General features: G+C 61.1%; 15 protein-coding genes. 11 read left to right on the top strand and 4 right to left on the bottom strand.

The annotated features are described in order from the left end of the window. Nucleotides 1–2 precede the first annotated feature (2 nt). Nucleotides 3–428, bottom strand: coding sequence for a nuclear transport factor 2 family protein (locus RHP72_RS19550; protein WP_083059576.1), 426 nt, complete (start codon nucleotides 426–428; stop codon nucleotides 3–5). 234 nt (nucleotides 429–662) lie between these two features. Between RHP72_RS19550 and RHP72_RS19545 the strand changes: the two genes are divergently transcribed. Then, complete coding sequence (locus RHP72_RS19545; protein WP_083059573.1) at nucleotides 663–1,637, top strand: TauD/TfdA family dioxygenase; 975 nt, start codon at nucleotides 663–665, stop codon at nucleotides 1,635–1,637. Here RHP72_RS19545 and RHP72_RS19540 read toward each other — a convergent pair whose 3' ends face one another. Both RHP72_RS19540 and RHP72_RS19535 read right to left on the bottom strand, forming a co-directional pair. Beyond that, nucleotides 1,638–2,480 (bottom strand): hypothetical protein, encoded by an 843-nt coding sequence (locus tag RHP72_RS19540; RefSeq protein ID WP_083059551.1) that lies wholly within the window; start codon nucleotides 2,478–2,480, stop codon nucleotides 1,638–1,640. It lies immediately after the preceding gene. Between the two features lie 31 nt (nucleotides 2,481–2,511). Further along, a complete protein-coding gene (locus RHP72_RS19535; RefSeq protein WP_058227729.1) occupies nucleotides 2,512–4,305 on the bottom strand; it encodes an alanine racemase in 1,794 nt (597 codons plus the stop codon). Nucleotides 4,306–4,465: 160 nt separating this feature from the next. Here RHP72_RS19535 and RHP72_RS19530 point away from each other — a divergent pair, with 160 nt between their 5' ends. Both RHP72_RS19530 and RHP72_RS19525 read left to right on the top strand, forming a co-directional pair. After that, on the top strand, nucleotides 4,466–5,911 hold the full coding sequence (locus tag RHP72_RS19530) for an amino acid permease (RefSeq protein WP_007729264.1): 1,446 nt from the start codon (nucleotides 4,466–4,468) through the stop codon (nucleotides 5,909–5,911). Further along, nucleotides 5,908–6,828: a universal stress protein gene (locus RHP72_RS19525; protein WP_083059549.1), complete on the top strand. Its 921-nt coding sequence runs from the start codon at nucleotides 5,908–5,910 to the stop codon at nucleotides 6,826–6,828. Before RHP72_RS19530 ends, RHP72_RS19525 begins: the two co-directional genes overlap by 4 nt. A gap of 42 nt (nucleotides 6,829–6,870) precedes the next feature. On the opposite strand, the gene RHP72_RS19520 is transcribed toward RHP72_RS19525, so the two are convergent. Continuing rightward, nucleotides 6,871–7,872, bottom strand: coding sequence for an MBL fold metallo-hydrolase (locus RHP72_RS19520; RefSeq protein WP_083059546.1), 1,002 nt, complete (start codon nucleotides 7,870–7,872; stop codon nucleotides 6,871–6,873). 296 nt (nucleotides 7,873–8,168) lie between these two features. Between RHP72_RS19520 and RHP72_RS19515 the strand changes: the two genes are divergently transcribed. The 8 genes from RHP72_RS19515 to RHP72_RS19480 all read left to right on the top strand — a co-directional run bounded on the left by RHP72_RS19515 (nucleotide 8,169) and on the right by RHP72_RS19480 (nucleotide 19,752). Further along, nucleotides 8,169–9,269 (top strand): LLM class flavin-dependent oxidoreductase, encoded by a 1,101-nt coding sequence (locus RHP72_RS19515; protein ID WP_311093717.1) that lies wholly within the window; start codon nucleotides 8,169–8,171, stop codon nucleotides 9,267–9,269. 109 nt (nucleotides 9,270–9,378) lie between these two features. Then, complete coding sequence (locus RHP72_RS19510) at nucleotides 9,379–11,502, top strand: hypothetical protein (RefSeq protein ID WP_230358890.1); 2,124 nt, start codon at nucleotides 9,379–9,381, stop codon at nucleotides 11,500–11,502. Beyond that, on the top strand, nucleotides 11,495–13,012 hold the full coding sequence (locus RHP72_RS19505; RefSeq protein ID WP_311093716.1) for an ATP-binding protein: 1,518 nt from the start codon (nucleotides 11,495–11,497) through the stop codon (nucleotides 13,010–13,012). Before RHP72_RS19510 ends, RHP72_RS19505 begins: the two co-directional genes overlap by 8 nt. Continuing rightward, nucleotides 13,009–15,933 (top strand): Z1 domain-containing protein, encoded by a 2,925-nt coding sequence (locus RHP72_RS19500; protein WP_311093715.1) that lies wholly within the window; start codon nucleotides 13,009–13,011, stop codon nucleotides 15,931–15,933. Before RHP72_RS19505 ends, RHP72_RS19500 begins: the two co-directional genes overlap by 4 nt. 33 nt (nucleotides 15,934–15,966) lie before the next feature. Next, nucleotides 15,967–16,821: a ParA family protein gene (locus RHP72_RS19495; RefSeq protein WP_003940667.1), complete on the top strand. Its 855-nt coding sequence runs from the start codon at nucleotides 15,967–15,969 to the stop codon at nucleotides 16,819–16,821. Next, nucleotides 16,818–17,309 (top strand): hypothetical protein, encoded by a 492-nt coding sequence (locus RHP72_RS19490; protein WP_095971505.1) that lies wholly within the window; start codon nucleotides 16,818–16,820, stop codon nucleotides 17,307–17,309. Before RHP72_RS19495 ends, RHP72_RS19490 begins: the two co-directional genes overlap by 4 nt. Nucleotides 17,310–17,359: 50 nt before the next feature. Continuing rightward, nucleotides 17,360–18,166 (top strand): hypothetical protein, encoded by an 807-nt coding sequence (locus RHP72_RS19485; RefSeq protein WP_161121785.1) that lies wholly within the window; start codon nucleotides 17,360–17,362, stop codon nucleotides 18,164–18,166. A gap of 281 nt (nucleotides 18,167–18,447) precedes the next feature. Next, complete coding sequence (locus RHP72_RS19480) at nucleotides 18,448–19,752, top strand: IS256-like element ISRer3 family transposase (RefSeq protein ID WP_042927240.1); 1,305 nt, start codon at nucleotides 18,448–18,450, stop codon at nucleotides 19,750–19,752. The last annotated feature ends 56 nt before the right edge of the window (nucleotides 19,753–19,808 follow it).

Genomic DNA, 19,808 nt, shown 5'->3' with positions numbered 1-19,808 from the left:
CGTCAGCCGCGCGAAATCACCCGTCGCGAGAGTCGCCACCGCCCATCTTCGAGTTCGAACTCGTCCGCGTAGCTCCCGACGCCGCTGAGCTTGGGGGTTGTGGTCGTGTCGACGTAGAACGTCCACACCGCATCCGCGCGGGCTGTAGTTTCCGACGTCACGTCCACGGCGATCGCCGTGGTGACGTGACGTGTGAACGTGCCAGGCCCTTGAATGCCGGCCGCGCGACGCTCGCGAACTCCAGCAGCAATTTCTTCACGGCCACGTCGTACCTGTGCGGGGATACCGCGATCGGGATTGGCCGGCATGTTCCATTCGGCCTCGCGCGTGAACTGCTCCACGTAATCCTCGACCGAGCCGGTATCGGCAAGATGCGCGATGCGAGCGAGCGTTGAACGAATCTGTTCGGCAGGGCCCTCGGGTTGCATGCTGTCCTCCGTAGACGTGGGTGCGGCAGATCGCACGCTACAGCTCATGACGACAACGACGACGGCCTCGTCCCAGTGAGCGGCAATATTCTCTGGCGAGGGAGCGGCGAACTTTGAGATCACCTCGAGTTCAACCGTATTCGAGCCCGCAGCGTAAATGATTGAGTGTTCACAGTAGGCGGCGCCATGACGACTGCCGCGCCCGTAGGCTTGACCGACTCACAGGAGATCGCCATGTCCGTCACCGAACTCGAACGTGTCACCCAGACCCCGGAGCAGATCTACGCTGCCGGCGGAATCACTGTCCACAAGGTCGGTGAGCTGATCGGCGCCCGCATCGACGGCGTACACCTCTCTGGGGATCTGTCCGAAGAGACCGCCTACGCGATCAACTATGCGCTGGCAGCGCACAAGGTTGTGTTCTTCCGTGGGCAGCATCATCTCGACGACACGTCGCAGTACGAATTCGCCGGAACCCTCGGCACCCAGACCACCCCGCATCCGACGGTGAAGTCCAGGGGCGACAAGCTGTTGGTGCTCGACCGTGCCGCCAACAGCTGGCACACGGACGTGACGTTTGTCGACCGCATTCCGAAAGCCTCGATTCTGCGAGCGACGACCATTCCCGAGTACGGCGGAGCGACCACGTGGGCGTCGACCACCGCTGCGTACGACCAACTGCCGCCTTCGCTCAAAGTCTTGGTCGAGAATTTGCGGGCCGTTCACACCAATGCCTACGACTATGCCGAGGTTGTCGATCAGGCGAACCCGGTGGACGCGCAGCGCCAGGCCTACTACGCCGAATTCACCCGTGAGATCTACGAGACCGAACACCCGGTGGTGCGTATCCATCCGGCGACGGGGGAGAAGACCCTCCTGCTCGGTCACTTCTTCAAGGAGTTCGTCGGGCTCAAGCCGTCAGAGTCGGTCGCTCTTTACCAGATCCTGCAGGCACGAATCATCAAGTTGGAAAACACTGTTCGATGGAACTGGTCGGCCGGCGACCTGGCGATCTGGGACAACCAGGCGACTCAGCATTACGGTATCGCCGACTACGGGACTCAGGCCCGCAGTGTGCACCGTGTGACATTGGCCGGCGACGTCCCCGTCGACGTCCACGGCGAGCAGAGTCGAATCCTCCAGGGTGACGCCGCGGAGTATTCGATCATCGCGGACATCGATCGGCTTCCCGGCTTTGTCGCGAACTGATCAGTCGTGCTGCGGGTGATCCGGCGGGAACATCTGTCCCCATGAGTGATTGCATGCTCGGCACGTCCATTCCGGGGTGTCCGGTCCCACGACGCAGCCTGTTCCGGCGAGCCACGGTAGGTGATCGAATGGATGGACCGGCATCCCCGGGGAACACTGAGCGGTTCTGTGTGCACCGCAGAGTGGGCACGACGGATTCTTCGACAGCATGTAGTCGATGAAGTTGGTGTGCCCGGACGTGGCCATCCTTCCGGTGCACTTGCGGCACAGGACGGCTGGGTAGTCGTCACCAGGTTCAGCCTGCCTGAAGATCCGTGATGCGGAATGAAAGTGAAGGCGATCGCCGCTGTTGAACATTCGCAACGGTAGCGGTGAGCGGCAACCTGTGCAGTTTCCCCTCTCGTTCATCAACGTTCGGGCGTGGGCAGCTGTGGACGTCGGATCCAGCGTGTCGATGTCGCCGAAGTAGTGCGCATAGTGTGACTGGCCGGCCGTGAGAATCCGGTCGGCCAGTGCGTCGTCGACCGGCCCTGGATCCGTGGGAAACGTGATGGAGCATCGTTGTTCGAGTTCTGGAACGGTGGGCAAACCGTGGAGTTCGTACGGGCGTTCATCGACTTCCATCCGCGACGTGCCGTCGAACGGCGCAGCCACGGTTTCGATGCAGAGCAGCGTGCGAGGAGTGGTGTCGAGAACCGTGACCAGCAGGTCACCGATGACCATCTTTCCGTGCATGATCCAGGGATCGACACGGGCCCGGGGTTCGAGAAACGCGACCACGGCATCGATCCATGGCGTGCCGAGTGCGATGAATACGTGCTGACCGGAGCTCCGCGTGATCATCGAACGATTCTCGCAAGGGCTGCCGACAACGTCAGGCTTTGACCACCTTGCGCCCGAGCAGCGATGCAACCAGTCCGTCGACGAAGATCGCCTGACGGCCGAGAGGATCGGAATCCGCTGCCGCAACGCTGCCGATCGAAATCGATCTCGTCAGGCCGGTCTCGCTGATGAATTCGGCGGCGAGGTGCGCTTCTCGGAATGTGAGGCCGCCCAGATGTGTCGTGTCGTCGACTCCGAGAACACGTCCGTCGATGATGTCCATGTCGAAATGGACGTGGACGCCGTTCACACCCTGGCCCGCCGCGGCGAGAACGCGAGGCATCAAGGCCGCCATGCCATGGCGATCGATCTCGTCGATCGTCACCAGCAATACCCCGTACTCGTCGAGTGCGCGCTTGTGATCGACCGTGGCGTTCTTGACGCCCACCAAGACGGTGTTCTCCAAACTGGGGCCGTGCAGATCCGCCGCCGACGACAGCAATTGTTCGATGTCACCGTGTGAAGCGAAAATGATTGCGCCCAAATCGGTTCCAGGTTCGGTGGCGATCGGAATTCTGGTGTTCTGCCAGGCTTCGGCAGTGAGCCACAGCGGCAGCGTTGTGAGATCCGCGGCGGCATTCTCTGCTTGAATGCAGTCGAAACCGATTCCGGACATGTCCTCACGTAGACCGTGATCGAGGAGATGGCTTGCCAGGCCGGTAGTTTCGAGGTCGATCAATTCGACGGTCGCATTGGCATCGATCGGTTCGGTGCCCAGAACGTATCGCTTTTCGACGTAGGGCGATGTCATTGCCATCAAGAGCGCGCCGTAGTCGATCGTGAAGTCGACCGTGCCACCCAGTCGGTATTCGTCACCTGTTTCTCCGGCGTCGACGAGGAGGTGATCGCTGCTGGCGCTGATCACTTTCAGGCGCGGATCTATCGGGGTCAAGCCTTCCGGCGAGATGTCTTCGCGGCCGATGGACAAGATCAGGCGTCGGCTCGGCTTGTCCTCGTTGTCGAAGACGGGGCGTCGGCCGAACGCGTCTTCGCCTGAGACTCCATACGGCCGCGACGGCTTGATCTTGGCCTCGATGATGTCCGCGGTGAGAGTGAAGGCGTCGTTGTTCAGCAGTTCGTACAGTCCGGGGGGAGTCGGTGATTCGGCCAGAACGATGCTGGCACCCAAACGCAGATGGTTGATCCCCTCGGGCATCGTTCCGGTCTCGAGGAGTGGCAGAGAGAACGTATTGCCGCCGGAAACGATCGGCAGTTCGATCGAGAACCGCTTCGTGATTTCGTCGGCAATGTAGACCAGATTCGACAGGTTGTCGACGGTTGGCTGGATGCCGCCGACGCACGCGAGATTCGCGCCGATTCCGATCAGTCTGATGCCCTCGATGGGAAGGATTTCGGCGACTACATCCAACGCCTCCGCCGGCAGGATCCCTTCGCGGAGATCTCCGAGGTCGATCATCAGCACGATGTCGTGGATTACTCCTCGCGCCCGTGCTGCTCTGCCCAGAGCAACAATCGTCGTCAACTCCGAGTTGAGGCTGATGTCCGCGTAGCGGATCGTGTCGTCGATCTCGTTCAACGACGGTGCGCGGATCAGCATCAGGGGAACGGTGATGCCGTCGCGGCGGATGCGGGCCAGGTTGTCCAGGCGGGAGTCGGCGATCTGTGCGACGCCGCCGCGGACCATTGCTCGCGCCACTTTGGGGGAGCCACATGTAGATTTGCTGACGCCCGCCACCGCAATACCCTTGGCATTGGACGCTTCGACGAGGACGCGCGCATTCTGTTCGATACGACGCAGGTCGACGGTGATGGTCGGTCCGGTCATGATCTCCCCGTTTTCTCCGAAGGCGGTTTACGATCCGGGCATTCCAGACCGGACGGTTGGCGTGAGCTGGGCAACTTTGCTCCAACTGTTGTGTCGCAGGACACTTACGTGCAGTATGAGGATACAACAGTTTCCTACCAGGCACTCTAGAGGAGCGTCGATGGCTACTCTCGTCAAACACGTACTTCGGCGCAAGCCGGCTTTGCAGATAGACCAGGAGACCGGCGCAGATACCAACGGCGGTGAGCTGACCCGCAGTATCGGTTTGGCGCAGTTGTCCATGTTCGGCATCGGCGCCACGATCGGCACCGGTATTTTCTTCGTCCTCTCGCAGGCGGTCCCGGTTGCCGGTCCGGCAGTGATCATCTCCTTCGTTGTTGCCGGTGTCGTCGCGGGACTCACAGCGATTTGTTACGCGGAGTTGGCCGGAGCTGTCCCGGCGTCGGGCTCGTCGTATTCCTACGCTTACGCGACGCTCGGAGAGCTTCCGGCCATGGCCGTCGGCGCGTGTCTGCTTCTCGAGTACGGAGTCTCGGCCGCGGCGGTGTCCGTCGGATGGTCGCAATACTTGAACCAGTTACTGGGCAACCTCTTCGGGTTCCAGATTCCCGACGCGTTGTCACAAGCGCCGGAGCAGGGCGGCATCATCAATCTGCCCGCAGTGATCCTGGTGTGCCTGTGCGGTGTTCTGCTCATTCGCGGCGCCAGTGAATCGGCCAAGGCCAACGCCATCATGGTCTCGATCAAACTCGCAATTCTGCTGCTCTTCATCGTGGTCGGCATCGCCGGATGGAACAGCAATCACTTCGCCGACTTCGCACCGTTCGGATTCAGTGGCGTCATGTCCGCCGCCGGAATCATCTTCTTCTCGTACATCGGCCTCGACGCCGTGTCCACCGCCGGCGAAGAAGTGAAGAACCCACGTCGCAATCTCCCTCTTGCGATCCTCATTGCACTCGTGTCCGTCACCGCGATCTACATCGCCGTTGTCGCCGTCGCGATCGGTGCACAGGATTCCGCATCGTTCGAAGGTCAGGAAGCCGGACTGTCCGCGATCCTCGAACAGGTGACCGGATCTACCTGGCCGGGAACGCTTCTGGCCGCCGGTGCGGTGATCTCGATCTGCAGCGTCACGCTCGTGGTCATCTACGGTCAGACCCGTATTTTGTTCGCGATGTCACGCGACGGCATGATTCCGTCGATTTTCCACAAGGTGAACCCGCGGACTCTGACGCCGGTGCCCAACACCATCATCGTTTGCGTCGTCATCAGCATTCTGGCCGGTTTCATTCCCATCAACTTCCTCGCCGAAATGACCAGCATCGGAACCCTGGTGGCCTTCCTCGTGGTTTCGGTCGGGGTCATCATCCTGCGGCGCAGTGACCCGGACCTGCCGCGCAGCTTCAAAGTTCCCGGCTATCCGGTGACGCCGATCCTCTCGATCCTGGGCTGCCTGTGGATCATCAAGGACCTCCGAACCGTCACGATCTACGTGTTCCTCGTCTGGGTGACCGTCGCGATCATCTGGTACTTCGCCTACGGTATGAAGCACTCGCGCCTCGGTGCGAAGAACCGCGCCGAATTGGGATCGGAGTCCGAGTCATGACGCTGCTCGCGGGATACGCACCCGACGGTGACAGTTCCGGAACCGTCCATCTTGCAACGCTGTTGGCGCGCTCGTCCGGTGAACCGCTGGTGATCTGCGCGGTGATTCCCTCGCCGCCACCGCCCGGAATGGCGCGGGTCGACGCCGAATACCACCAGCAGTTGCGAGCCGAAGCCGAAGCGGCGCTGGCGAAAGCGCGGGCCGACATGCCCTCGGACGTCGACGTGACCTATGTCGTGCATGAGGCTCAGTCGACGTCGAGTGGCCTACTTGATCTCGTTCACGAGCACGAAGCCAAGATGATCGTCCTGGATTCGTCGACCGACGGGGTGTTCGGTCATGTGGCTCTCGGCAGTGTCACCTCACGCTTGCTGCACAGCTCCGACGTTCCGGTCGCCCTGGCGCCGAGGGGATTTCGAACCAAGCCCGGTGAGGTGGTTCGCCGCGTCACCGCCGCATACTCGGGCACACCCGATCAAGACGATCTGGTGCTCGCCGCCGCGACCGTGGCTGCGCGTGTCGATGCCGGACTCAGGCTGGCGGCGTTTGCAGTTCGTGCGAACGCGCAGTACACGACCACACTCGGGACCGAGGGGGATTCACCGATCATCTCTGAGTGGGCCGAGGTGGTCGAGCGTGAGACCAACGCTGCCTTCGAGCGCGTGCGTGCACTGCCCGAAATACCCGACGTCATGGAATCGGTTATCAGCCATGGTCGTAACTGGGCTGAGGCGCTCGAGGGCGTCGAGTGGGATCGAGGTGACGTTCTGACTGTCGGCTCGAGCAAGGCAGGTCCACTGGCGCGGGTGTTCCTCGGCAGTCGGGCGGCGAAGATCGTGCGGTACTCACCGGTTCCGGTGGTGGTGGTCCCGCGATCGGCGTCGACCCGAATAGTCGATCAGGCCGAAGCGGAATAGAGATCAGGGCCGACGAGCGGAGTGCTTGTCGGCCCTGATCTTTCAGATCGAGCGGGCGAAGAGCGCGGGCTCGGAGCCGGGAACCTGAGAGACCTGTTCTCGGGCAACCAGATGGCGAAGGTGAGCTGCACCTTCGGACAACGCCATCGTCTTTCCCATCGGGGAGATCTCGGCCCACGGCTTGTACCACTTCATCTTTGCCGCGACGTCCCACACGGTGAGCTTGTCGTCGGCGAACTCCTGGAGCAAATGATCGAGTCGCTCCTGGTGATGCTCGATCAACTCGCCGGCGCGACCTCCGACGTCGTCGATCGGAATGCCGTGAGCGCCGAGACCGCGGGTGATGTTCATGTTCTGCACCCGTGCGAGCGAGTCGAGGAAATCGGCGAGGGCGTCACGCTCGTCGAGGGGGTACACGAAATTGCCGACGTGCGGTGTCGTCTTCTGCAGGACGTGGTCGCCGGTGAACATGACGTCGGCGTCGTCGAGGTAGAAGCAGACGTGACCAGGCGTGTGGCCGGGGGTGTAGACAACGCGGAGGCCTCGGCCGGTGAGTGCGATGATCTCGTCGTCCGCGAGAAGGCGGTCGGGAGCCGACTCGGGGCCCACCGGAGACTCACCCGCGGCAGCCAGTCGGAAGGCATCACGGTCAGCTGCGGGCGCTCCGGCACGTTTCATGTTGTCGAGCTGGTACGCCATCCACTCCTCGTTACGCGCAGTGGCCATCTGATCGAACAGGTAGTGGTCGTCCTCGTGCATGGCGATCCAGGCGCCGGATGCCTCGCGGACCCGTCCGCACAGTCCGGTGTGGTCCGGATGGAAGTGCGTGACCACGACGCCCTCGATGTCGGTCACCGAATGCCCGATCTCGGCGAGCCCCGCGTTGAGGCCCTGCCAGCCGTTGTCGTCACCCCAGCCAGCGTCGACCAAGATCAGTCCGCCGGGGGATTCCATGGCGTAGACGAGCGTGTGCCCGAGCGGGTTGTCCGTGATCGGGACAGGAATCTGGAATATGCCATCACCGATGGCCGCCGCACCGTTCATAACAAGTACCTCTTAACGATAAGGGAACGCACTCTTAGTACTTCATGTTTACCGTGCGCTCGTTTGGTTGGTGACACAGGTCCTGCCTGGCGGGAGTTCGGCATGTTTTCGGGCGACTTCGGATCGGGGAGAGTTTTATTGACCGAATAGTGCCATTGATTCGAAAGTAGTTGTTGAATAGGGTTTTTCGTGATCTCGTCGTGTCAGGGGCGTCCTCGGATGGCGGATCCGTCGACGAGTCGCGCACTAGCCTCCGAGGGACAGGCGCGCTGTGCGGTTATCGAGAAAGACGGGTCATGCGTTTTCAGGTTCTGGACATCATTTTCAACCCACCCCATCCAGTGACCGGCGAGGAAGTTGCCCCGTCCGATCGGCTCAACCGCGTCGTCGAACTGGCCGTTCTCGCCGAAGAACTGGGTATCGATTCGTTCTCGGTGGGTGAGCGCCATGCCGGGCCGGTTCTTTCGTCGGCGCCAACCGTCGTTTTGGGGGCGATTGCGCAGGCCACGGACAGAATCCTGCTGTCTACAGGTGTCACCGTCCTGTCGCTACTCGACCCGATCCGAGTCGCCGAAGATTTCGGAACCATCGATCAACTCAGCCGGGGACGCCTCGAGATCGTGATCGGCAAGGGCAACGAGGTTCTTCAATACCCGCTCCTCGGTCTGGACATCACCAAGCAGTACGAGTACCTCACCGAGAACTACGAACTCCTCAAACTGCTGATCAGCGAGGAAAACGTCAAGTGGGTGGGAACGCACCGGCCTTCGCTCGAGGACGCGACGACGTTACCGCGTCCTTTCGACGGCCCGTTCCGTATCTGGCACGGATCGGCTACCTCGTTCGAGGCCGTCGAACTCGCGGCGAAGTGGGGCGACCCCATCGTCACCGCCAACGCCTTCCAGCCTCGTGAGAACTACAAAGTGCTGATCGACCACTACCGCGAGCAGTACCTGGCGTACGGGCACGACCCGTCCAAGGCGTACGTCGGATCGGGTTCGGGCGGATTGTTCCTCGCCGACACGACCGAACAAGCGATCGAAGAGTTCCGTCCGATCTACGAAGGCGCCGTTGCGCAGGCCGACAAACGCAAGCACGATCCCAAAGCTGTCGGAAAGTCGACGAGTTTCCGGACCATCGAAGAGGCCGTCGATCGCGGGCCGGCGTTGGTCGGGTCGTCTGAGCGAGTCGCCGAGAAGATCCTCGATTACCACCAGAGCTACGGCCACGATTTCCAATCGGTGTCGGTCAATCACGTGCTCGACTTCGAGCAGCAGAAGGACACTTTGCGCTGCTTTGCGGAAGAGGTCATCCCGCTGGTGAAGGCGGAACTGTCGACGACGCTGTGGACCTCGGCCGACAAAGATCGGGTGAAGGGTTTCACCGCCGTCGACTGAGCGGAGAAGTCTGACTGTCGGGTAAGCGGGTCCGGCGCTGCGACCGCTCACGAGCTGCAGTAACTTGTTACCGACATCGCGGTCGGTTTTGACCGCAATGAAGGTATCCGTGAGTGGGAGTAGTGCGTTGACGTTGGGTGTGAACTCGCTTCCCGCGAACGAGCTGAGTCAGACGCTGTGGGTCGATCTGTTTCCTTGGCTGGACGACTACGTATCCGATCGTGCTGCGCTGCTCGAGCCGCTGGCACCGTCACCTGATTGGTGGTTCAGCGAAGCGCCGTCGTTCACTGTTCTCGAGGTCGATCTCGAGAAGGTTCTCTCCGAGCTGGCGTCCCTCTACATCGCTCACCACGCGGCAGCGGTATTAAGAGCGAGCTTTCCGCTACTTGGTGAAGATCTCCCGCTGGAGGTGTTGAGTCTCGATACTCGCGCAGTGACTGCACTGTCTCGGCTCACCACCGACAAAGCAATCGGCGGACTGCTGATGCACACGACCGCTGAGATCTTCGGCGTGCGCGGAACGAGCGAACAGACGGTGCACGACATAGTGCTCAACCTGTTGGTCTGTGCGGTCATGACGACTCCGCTCGCCCGCGTCGAGGCCAATGAGGAAGCAGGTGCCCCACCCGCGATCACAGCGCTGCTCGACGATCTCGCTCAGCTTGCTATGTGGCGACGGGTCCGAGGTCAGGACAGCAGACCACTCGTCACCGTCGAGATCGACGACGAATCTCCGGCCTCGATTCAGGAAGTTGCCGCCCGGATCTCGGCTCTGACGCCGAACGACTTGCCCGACACGGACCGTACCGACGCGATGGACGAGATCGACAATCTCTTCTCGCAGCTGGATGAGCGGGAGTCGTTGGTGTTGCGTGAGCGGATCGTGGCGCGAGTTCCGCAGCGCAGGGGAGCGATCGGAGCCAAGCTCGGTGTGGGCTCGGGGCGAGTCGGGCAGATCGAGGCCGACGTGAAAGCCAAACTCAACGCGGCGTGCGGATTCGGGACGGCGGTGGGGAACCTGCTTGCCAGCCTGCGGGTCGAGATTCAGCCGGTAGCTTCGCTTGATCGCCTCCTCGACGTGCATCCGAGCATCGCGGCGGAGGTGCCTGGTTACGGAGTTCCGCTGTGGTTGGTTCTGGACCGTCTCGACGACTACTTCGAGGTGACTGACGGTTGGGCTGCCGCTCCGGGCGTCGCGGAGGCCAAGAAGCGGACTCAGACCTTGCTCGAGGACTTTGAGTCCCCGAACGGTGTGGTTGCACTCGACGACGTCGCCGAAGTGGTGTCGATGTCACGCGGCGAACTGGAGAAGTGGCTTGCGTGGTGCGGCGTTGTCGTTGTGGCGGAGTCTGCGCTGACGCGTGCGCGTCGGATCTCCGATCTGGCAGTCGGCGCGCTCGAAGCCGTCGGATCGCCGAAGTCCGTCGTCGAGCTAGTGGACTTACTGAAGTCCGATCGCAGTGAGCGGTCGATCGAGCGCGCGCTCGAGGCCGACGATCGCGTGGCGCTCGACGGCGCAGTGTGGCGGCTGCACGCCTGGGGAAGCGCGGATTCCGTTGGGGAGGAACCGGTTTCTTCGGGAGAGGCTGAAGAAGCCAGTGAGTTCAACATTGGTGGTGACGGGATAGTCCGGCGCAAGCGGACACGCAACACTGCGAAGACGCCAGAGTTGACTCGCCGCCTGTACCGGTCAGGTAGTACGTGGCGGTATCGACTGACTGTGACCGCAGATCATCTGCGGGGCTCCGGATTTGCTGTACCCGCCGGTGTTGCAGTCGCTGCCGGCTGTGTGCGCGGTGAGACCATCGAGTTGGAGAGCCACCTCGGCGTTCAAGCAGTTCGGTGGACCGGAGCGCAGCCGACGTTCGGCACTATCCGCCGATTCCTGCGTGAACTCTCCGCTGTGGAGGGCGAAGACGTGTTGCTCGAGCTGTGGCAAGACGGAACCTTCCGCGTGGTCCGACCGGCGATCGTTCACTCTGACATCGACCCACTACGTCAGGCACTTGCAGAGGTTGGCAATCGCGAGCCATTGCGAACTGCCGAGAGACATGTGGTGCGGATTCTCGCCGAAGCCGTGTGTCTGGACGGCGAAGACCGTCCACGAAAGATACTGCGCGCGTACGAAGATCGTGGTGAAGACGTGGTTTTGGACTTCCTGGAGGCGGCATGGAGGCGCGGCGAAGCATCCGAAATCGACGAGGTAGAGGGTAAGGATGCATCCCATGACTGACGTCGCGGACACCCGCATAGTGGGCACCAAGATCCTTGCTGCGGACGAGTCCCTCGCCGGCGCCATCGGATTGCACCACACCATCGCGACAGCGCTCGCCGATCTGATCGACAACAGCCTCGACGCCGAGGCCTCCCACGTGCTGATCAGGTTCGTTCAGGACGGCACACGGATCGTGTCGATGATGGTGATCGACAACGGCTCCGGCATGGACAGTGACACCATTGATTCCGCGATGACCTACGGCCGCCGACGCGACTATGCCGCCGGGGACCTGGGTCATTTCGGTGTAGGGATGAAGGCGGCGTCGTTGAGTCAGGCTCGGTTGCTCCGAGTGTGGTCTCGAAAGTCCGGGCACCCGACGCAGGGCCGCGAGATCGACTCGGCCTCAGTGCAGGGGCGTCAGTCAGTTTCGGTGATCGAGGACCGGCAAGCCGAAGAATTCTTCGACGCAGTCACGCCCCGCTTTCCCTTCGACACCGGAAGTGTTGTCGAATGGCGCGGCATCACAACATTTCTCATGTCCGCGCACGCGGACGAGCAGACCAGCTGGCTCGAACAGACCATCAACGACGTGCGCAGTCACCTCGGCGTCGTATTTCACCGTCTCATCGAATCCGGCCGGATCGCTCTGACTGTGGATGTCTTCGACGTCGAAGCGGGACGCGCCGGCGCGCTGCGCACAGTCAGTGCCATCGACCCGTTCCGGTATCCGCGCACCGGCGACCCCAACTACCCTCGGACACTTACCGTGTCGATCGCCGGTGCCACAGTAACCGCCGAAGCTCACCTGTGGCCCGCCCGGAGCAATGCACCGGAATTTCGCATCCACGGCGCCCCCGGCCGCGACCAGCAGGGGCTCTACTTCTATCGGCACGATCGACTCCTGCAGATCGGCGGCTGGAACGCGATAGTGCGGGGCCGACCGGACTACGGATTGGCACGAATTGCTGTCGATCTGAACGATTCTCTGCTGCAGCACATCACCATCAATCCCGAGAAATCGGGGGTGACGCTCGACGCCACTGCGTCGGCTGCCGTCGACGGGGCCGTCTTCACGGATTGCAACGGTGGATTCCGTTCGTATCTGATCGATGCCGAGCGCGTCGTGCGGGCAGCCCGAAGTTCTGCACCTCGGCCGATCAGCGTCATCGAGCCGGCATCCGGCTTTCCGGAAGACGTGCTCGATTCCTTCAGCGACGCCTTCGAATTCAGCGTCGGTGATGATCCTGTTGCTGTGGGTTGGCGAGCCTTGGCGCGTGATCAGTTCTTCGAAGTCGACCTCAAGACTCGGACTTTGTGGATCAATGCGCGTTTTCGGCGTGATCTGCTCGGACGTCGCAGTCTCGACCCGGCTGATGCTCCGGTGCTCAAGACGCTTGTCTTCCTGTTGGTGAGTGAGATGTTCGAAGGAACGAGAATCGGCGCTCGTCAGAGGGAAAAGATGCAGGCGTGGCAGGAAGTGTTGATTTCCGCAGTGGCAGCGCACCGGGAGCAGGTAGTGCAGTGAGTGATGAAGTATTCCGTGCGGTTGCACGTGAACTCGGTGACGGGTTTCCGCCCGAGAACGTGCTGTACCCGGTGAACGCGCGCCTGCGAGCGAGCTATCCGGACGGCCTGACCATCGCGGACATCATCGATGTGTTCCTCGACGACAGTGCTGTCGGTGTACGAACGGCGCTCACCTCGCGTCTCCGGCAGTGGGATGCGGAAAGTGTTGAGACGTGGGTAGGCTCGACTGTTCCGCAGAGCCCGGAACGGCGAGCTCGGATCTACGACTTGTTGGGATTGCCGGTCGACACCCACGCCGAGATGGATGCGCACTTCCCTCGCGAAGGTGGGCCGGTTGTCATTGCTGCTCAGCAGCCGTGGGACCCCTGGTACACCTCCGAGCGCCGGCGCGAGCACGACTTCTATTGGCGCGCTTACAAGCGAGTTCTAGCCGACAAGAACTGGGACGAGGCGACAATCGGAAAGCTGGACATTGCAACCACTGAGGTTGTGCACCGGCTTGCGGATCCGACGCGGCCCGAGCCGTATCAGTCCAAAGGTTTGGTGGTCGGCTACGTCCAGAGCGGGAAGACGGCGAATTTCAGTGGCGTAGTGGCCAAGGCGATCGACGCTGGGTACCGCTTGGTCATCGTTCTGACCGGCACTATCGAGATTCTCCGGAGCCAGACTCAGCGACGCCTCGACATGGAATTGGTCGGTCGTCAAAACATCAGTGCAGGCGTGGATGACGACTACGCCAACGACGAGGACTGGCGAAACGGGAACTTTCTCGAACACGAAATCGATCCGAACAAGACCAATGAAATCCCGGCTATCCGTCGACTCACCACCTCGACCTTTGACTACAAGAGCCTGCTCGCGGGCCTGAGCGCACTGCACTTCGAAACCGTGGATCACTCCCTTCCGCTGAATGATCCGAAGAATCTGTACCCCAGCAATATTCGCATCGCGGTCGTGAAGAAGAACGTCTCCAGCCTCAAGAAGCTGGTGGCCGATCTGAAGAAAGTGCCGACCGAACTCGATCAGATTCCTGCCCTGATCATCGACGACGAAGCCGATCAGGCATCGGTGAACACGATCGATCCGAAGAAGATGAAAACCGAGCAGGTCGAGCGGACGGCGATCAACGGTCAGATTGCTGAGATCCTCGGTCGACTCGAGCGTGCCCAGTACATCGGTTACACCGCAACACCTTTTGCCAATGTGTTTGTCGATCCGGAAGACAGCGTCAACGTCTTTCCTTCGGACTTCATCGTCAGTCTCGAGCGGCCCGGCCCGTACATGGGTGGTGCGGACTTCCACGATCTAGACGATCTCGAAGACGACGACAAGACTCCGGCCAATTCGAACCAGAAAGCGTACGTACGGGATCTCCGGGCCGAGTGCGACGAGGATCGCTCAGCCGAGCAGTTGCGAGCGCTCGACTCGTTTGTCCTGACGGGGGCGATCAAGCTATTCCGGGAATCGAAGGGCGCCAAGCCGTATCGGCACCACACGATGCTGGTGCACGAATCGGTGAAGCAGGCCGAGCATGACGCCGTAGCCGACGACTTCAAGGCCTTGTGGAAGTCGGCGGGGTACAGCCAGGCTAAGAGTCTCTCGAGGCTGGAAAAGCTCTGGGCCGAGGACTTTGCTGTGGTGAGTGCTGCGCGTGGTAGCGAGTTGGCTAATCCCAGCTCGTTCGGTGAGCTGGAGGAGTTCATCGGCGCCGCCTACGACAAGATTTCCGAGGGAACCAGCCCCGTCATCGTGGTCAACGGGGCGGCCGAGAAGGACTACAAACAGGATTCCCTTGACTTCCAGGAACGGGGAGTATGGAAGATCCTTGTCGGCGGAACAAAGCTGAGTCGCGGCTTCACAGTCGAGGGCCTGACCATCACTTATTACACGCGTCGAACGGGCCAAGCTGACACGTTGATGCAGATGGGACGCTGGTTCGGATTCCGCCCCGGGTACCGAGACCTGGTGCGCCTGTTCATCGGCCGCACGGTGGGCGGACCCGCCGGCGCGGACTACGACATGTACAAGGCATTCGAGGCGATCGTTCGGGACGAGCAGGAGTTCCGGAACGAGCTCACCAGGTTCAGCGGCGTGAACGAGAAGGGCGAACCGTGGGTCACTCCACGCGATGTGCCGCCGATGGTGTTTCAGCAGTTACCGTGGCTGAGGCCAACGGCTCGAAACAAGATGTTCAACGCCGATCTGGTTTATCGCGGTATGGGCGGTGAAAGTTTCAGTTTCACGATGCAGCCCCCGCGAGGCGACGGTTCGATCAACGCCCGGCACTTCGACGCGGTTGCACCATTATTGAAGTCGTTGGGCGAAACAGGGTCCTTCAATTTCGTTGACAAGGATGATGTTTCGCGATCGTTCTCTGCGCGATACGGCATCGTCCCTGCCCATGTGGTGCTGGCCGCTGTGGACCGATTCGAGTGGGCGAACGGGTGGGATTTCGGTCCCCACCGCGAAGCGCTCTCGACCGCAATCGAATCCGGATTGCTCGAAGACTTCGCAGTTCTGCTGCCGTACCCCAAGACCCGGGAGCCGATCGAGATCAAGGGTTGGCACGAGAAACTTCCGATCGTCAATCGCAAGCGTCAGGAACGCGAGTACCGAACAGGTTTCACCGGTACGGCCGTCCGTGAGCGCGATGCGATCGAGCACATTGCGGGCAGCCCGAAGAAGAACGGTGGACCGCTTGCGCGTGCTCTTCATCGGAAGACTCGCGGTGCATTGATTCTGGTATTTGCGAACGATCCGGCTCCTCGTCAGTTGAAACGGGCACAGGCTGGTCCCGTGGACTCGCGCGATTTTGCGACGTTGTTCTCGTACGCGCTTCCGCACGCGGCGGAGCCGTTGGGGCGAATCGGTTTTCGGGTGAAGCAGTCAGGGACAGGGGCGATCGTCGATGCGAACTAGGTGTGTTGTGGTGGGAGACAGGAATGGGTTCTGATGGCTAAGACGATTGCGACGATCAACCTCAAGGGCGGCGTCGGTAAGACGACGATCACCGCGGGGTTGGCCGAGTTCATGTCGCTCGAATTCGGTCAGCGCGTGCTGCTGATCGACCTCGATGCGCAGATCAATCTGACGACGATGATGATCAGTGAGGATCACTGGCTCGAACTCAACAAGCAAGGGCTGACCAGCGCAACCATTTTCCGCGACGCCGTCGATGGCACGTCGAACTTCGATCTCGAAGCCTCGATTCAGCGCGGAGTCTCGCCGGTCAAGCGAGTGACGGGTGTGGATCTGCTTCCCTCATCTCTCGATTTGATCGAGCTGCAGGAGGAGATCAGTGCCCTTCGGGTTGCTGATCGGAACTCCACCAAGCCGGTCGAATTGTTGAGGGATGCCGTCGCACCGGTGATGCCGTACTACGACTACGTCCTGATCGATTGCCCGCCGAATCTCGGGCCGATCACACTCAACGGATTGGCCATGGCTGACGGCTACGTGATCCCCACGATCCCGGATGTGCTCTCCACGTACGGCATTCCGCAGATCCAGACGCACATCGCGAAGTTCGGCAAGGAACTTGGTCGGGAACTCTTCGAACTTGGTCTGGTGATCACCAAGTACAAGTCCAACTCAGCGGTGCACCGTACGACTGTGCGAAATCTTCGACGCGATCCCAACGTCCCTCACGTATTGCCGGAATATCTCGCGGAGTCGAATCAGATTGCCGCGTCGGCGGAGTTTCACCCGTACAGCACTTTGAAGGTGAAGTACGGCAATGCAGGTCAGTTCGATCAGATGCGTGCAATTACGCAGAACATTCTCACGGAAGCGCAGGCGAAGCTATGAGTGCGGGTATCGATGAGGCGCGTCGTCGGGTGCAGGTTCAGGAGACCGGTGCTGCGCTCTTGAAGTTGGGTGCAACTAATGCCTCGGCATCGGTGTTGCTGGCCAAGCTGGTTCAGGTAGTCGCGGAGGAAGCTGCCCGTACCCCGCGTTTCGCGAAGGCAATCGAAGAGGCTTTTGCGGTTCCGGCCGATGGATCCGCCGCTGCAGTAGCTGCCCCAGTACCGGCGCCGCGCCGTCGTGCGGCGGCTCCGAAGGTGAAGCGGGAGCCGGGGGCTTTCGACCCGTTCGAGGTCTTCAAGCTCGATGGGGAAGAGGCTCTCTTGGAGCGTCTTTCGGCACTCGACGCAGACGGTATCAAGGACATCATTGCGGAACAGGAAATGGATACGCACAAGGAGACGGGTCGCAAGCGCAAGGTGGATGTGCTTGCGATCTGGACTGTCGAGCGCGTGAAGGCACTGACCTCGAAGGGGAGTGCGTTCCGCTGATTTCACTTCAAACAGAGATGTCCTAATTTCCTCTCGTATTGGAGACCGCAGTGATCGACTTTCAGTTGAATACCGACGAATACACGCTCTACCAAGCATTGCCTGAGGACGGATCTGCCCAGGGGAATATCACTACCCGAAAAGCTCTACGTTGGAGGAAGACAAAATACTGGGAAACTCGTGAAGGGTTGATCCGGAAACAGGCCGCGATTGCGGGGCTTGGTGGTGGGGGAACTCTGCGCCGCGCGCCGGACCAAGTCGATGGAATTGAACTCGCAGGCCAGGTCATTGAATCGGTTGGTGGGGTGCGTATTCCCGCGCGGGTTAGAGAACGTCACCTGTACGGCCCACTTGTCGACACGCTTCGTGAATCATGGAGCCGCGAGACTCGCTCGAATTCGATTGTTGTCGAAGATACCTCGGACCAAGGGAGGCGCTCCACCGGCGGTCGCTGGACCCGCCCTGACATCGTCGCCATCAATCTGAAGGAGTACGACTACCTCCCAGGCAAGTACATCGAAGTGGTGTCATTCGAGGTCAAGACTGCTGATCAGATCAATGTTACGGCGGTTTACGAGGCGCTAGCGCACAGGAGGAGTGCCACCCATGCCTATGTATTGCTGCATATTCCACAGGTGCGCCGAGATTCCTTGGCCGATGACTTGTTGTCAGTGCGAAGTGTTGCAGCGGAGCATGGAGTCGGTGTCATAACTTTCGGAGAACAAGATAACTACGACACATGGTCGATCCTGGAAGTCGCGCTCCGCGTCGAAACGACGCCGGAACGGTTGAACGACTTTATCGAGACTCAACTTTCATCTGATTCCAAACGCAAGATTGCTATGAGTGTTCGCTAGATTAGTGCGGGGGCCGCTTCCGGACGGTTTTTGATCGGGCCATTTCGATAGGGCCAACAGACTGTCAGTATCTCGTAATACGATTTTGTCGGACGGTTCAGGAATGATGTCGATGTCAATCGACCACCGAGCCGATCGTTTGCATAGTGAGCAATGATCAGAACCTGTGGATGGTTCTCGGCGAGGCGGCGTGAGTGGGCGCACCTTCCCGGGAATGATCTGAAATTCCATCAGCTCTGATCAGGACCGGCGTTGGCGCGCTGGTTCGGGAAGGTACGCCCATGCTCACGGTAGTTCAGGATCAGCAATCCTCCAACGACGACAGCGGTGTTGGTCGGTCGTTGCTTGACGAGATCGTTCGCGACGGTGCCCGGCAGATGCTCGCGGCGGCGTTGGCCGCCGAAGTCGCCGCATACATCGAGCAGTTCGCCGAGCATCTCGATGAGCACGGCCGGCGGCTGGTGGTCCGCAACGGCTATCACCACGAGCGTGACGTGCTCACCGCGGCGGGGGCGGTGACGGTGACCGCACCGCGGGTCAACGACCGCCGTGTCGACGCCGAGACCGGTGAACGGCAACGGTTTTCCTCGGCGATCCTGCCGGCGTGGTCACGCAAGTCCCCGCAGATGACCGAGGTGTTGCCGCTGCTGTACCTGCACGGGCTGTCCAGCGGCGACTTCGGTGCGGCGTTGGAGCAGTTCCTCGGCACTGGTGCCGGGCTGTCGGCCTCGACGATCACCCGGCTGACCGCGCAATGGCAGGACGAGGCGAAGGCCTTCGCCGACCGGGATCTCTCGGGCACCGATTTCGTGTACCTATGGGTCGACGGCATCCATCTCAAGGTCCGCCTGGAGCAGGAGAAGCTGTGCTTGCTCGTGATGATCGGCGTCCGCGCCGACGGCCGCAAGGAGCTCGTCGCGCTCACCGATGGGTTCCGGGAGTCCACAGAGTCGTGGGCTGATCTGCTGCGCTCATGCCGACGCCGCGGGATGACCGCCCCGGTGCTGGCCGTCGGTGATGGGGCGCTGGGGTTCTGGAAGGCACTGCGGGAGGTGTTTCCGGATACCCGTGAACAGCGCTGCTGGTTTCACAAGCAGGCCAATGTGCTTGCTGCGCTGCCCAAGTCGGCTCATCCAGGTGCGACCGCGGCGATGCGGGAAATCTACAACGCCGAGGACATCGACAAGGCCCAGGTCGCGATCAAGGCCTTCGAGGTAGATTACGGCGCGAAGTACCCCAAGGCGGTCGCCAAGATCGTCGACGACGCCGACGTGCTCCTGGAGTTCTACCGGTACCCGGCCGAGCACTGGATCCACTTGCGCACTACGAATCCGATCGAATCGACGTTTGCGACCGTGCGGTTGCGAACCAAGGTCACCAAGGGCCCTGGGTCACGCGCAGCGGGGATTGCCATGGCCTACAAGCTGATCGACGCCGCACAAGCCCGCTGGCGGGCGGTCAACGCCCCCCATCTGGTCGCGCTGGTCCGTGCCGGCGCGGTGTTCCACAAAGGCAAGCTGCTCGAACGACCCATCGACATCTCACCCGCTGAGCCCGACGAATCAAGCGAAACGGAGGTCGCCTGAAACACCCTCATCCACAGGTCTTGACAATATCTCTTGCATAGTTTTCTGATGGAGGA

It is taken from the genome of Rhodococcus sp. SG20037, assembly GCF_031763325.1.
Lineage (GTDB): Bacteria > Actinomycetota > Actinomycetes > Mycobacteriales > Mycobacteriaceae > Rhodococcus_F > Rhodococcus_F qingshengii.
Note: the sequence above shows the minus strand (reverse complement) of the source record. Positions and strands in the feature narration are given on the sequence as shown.

What these genes read in the sequence shown, in the direction of transcription:
- RHP72_RS19550 (WP_083059576.1), bottom strand. Translation starts at nt 428, where the DNA reads ATGCAACCCGAGGGCCCTGCCGAACAGATTCGTTCAACGCTCGCTCGC.
- RHP72_RS19545 (WP_083059573.1), top strand. Translation starts at nt 663, where the DNA reads ATGTCCGTCACCGAACTCGAACGTGTCACCCAGACCCCGGAGCAGATC.
- RHP72_RS19540 (WP_083059551.1), bottom strand. Translation starts at nt 2,480, where the DNA reads ATGATCACGCGGAGCTCCGGTCAGCACGTATTCATCGCACTCGGCACG.
- RHP72_RS19535 (WP_058227729.1), bottom strand. Translation starts at nt 4,305, where the DNA reads ATGACCGGACCGACCATCACCGTCGACCTGCGTCGTATCGAACAGAAT.
- RHP72_RS19530 (WP_007729264.1), top strand. Translation starts at nt 4,466, where the DNA reads ATGGCTACTCTCGTCAAACACGTACTTCGGCGCAAGCCGGCTTTGCAG.
- RHP72_RS19525 (WP_083059549.1), top strand. Translation starts at nt 5,908, where the DNA reads ATGACGCTGCTCGCGGGATACGCACCCGACGGTGACAGTTCCGGAACC.
- RHP72_RS19520 (WP_083059546.1), bottom strand. Translation starts at nt 7,872, where the DNA reads ATGAACGGTGCGGCGGCCATCGGTGATGGCATATTCCAGATTCCTGTC.
- RHP72_RS19515 (WP_311093717.1), top strand. Translation starts at nt 8,169, where the DNA reads ATGCGTTTTCAGGTTCTGGACATCATTTTCAACCCACCCCATCCAGTG.
- RHP72_RS19505 (WP_311093716.1), top strand. Translation starts at nt 11,495, where the DNA reads ATGACTGACGTCGCGGACACCCGCATAGTGGGCACCAAGATCCTTGCT.
- RHP72_RS19495 (WP_003940667.1), top strand. Translation starts at nt 15,967, where the DNA reads ATGGCTAAGACGATTGCGACGATCAACCTCAAGGGCGGCGTCGGTAAG.
- RHP72_RS19490 (WP_095971505.1), top strand. Translation starts at nt 16,818, where the DNA reads ATGAGTGCGGGTATCGATGAGGCGCGTCGTCGGGTGCAGGTTCAGGAG.
- RHP72_RS19480 (WP_042927240.1), top strand. Translation starts at nt 18,448, where the DNA reads ATGCTCACGGTAGTTCAGGATCAGCAATCCTCCAACGACGACAGCGGT.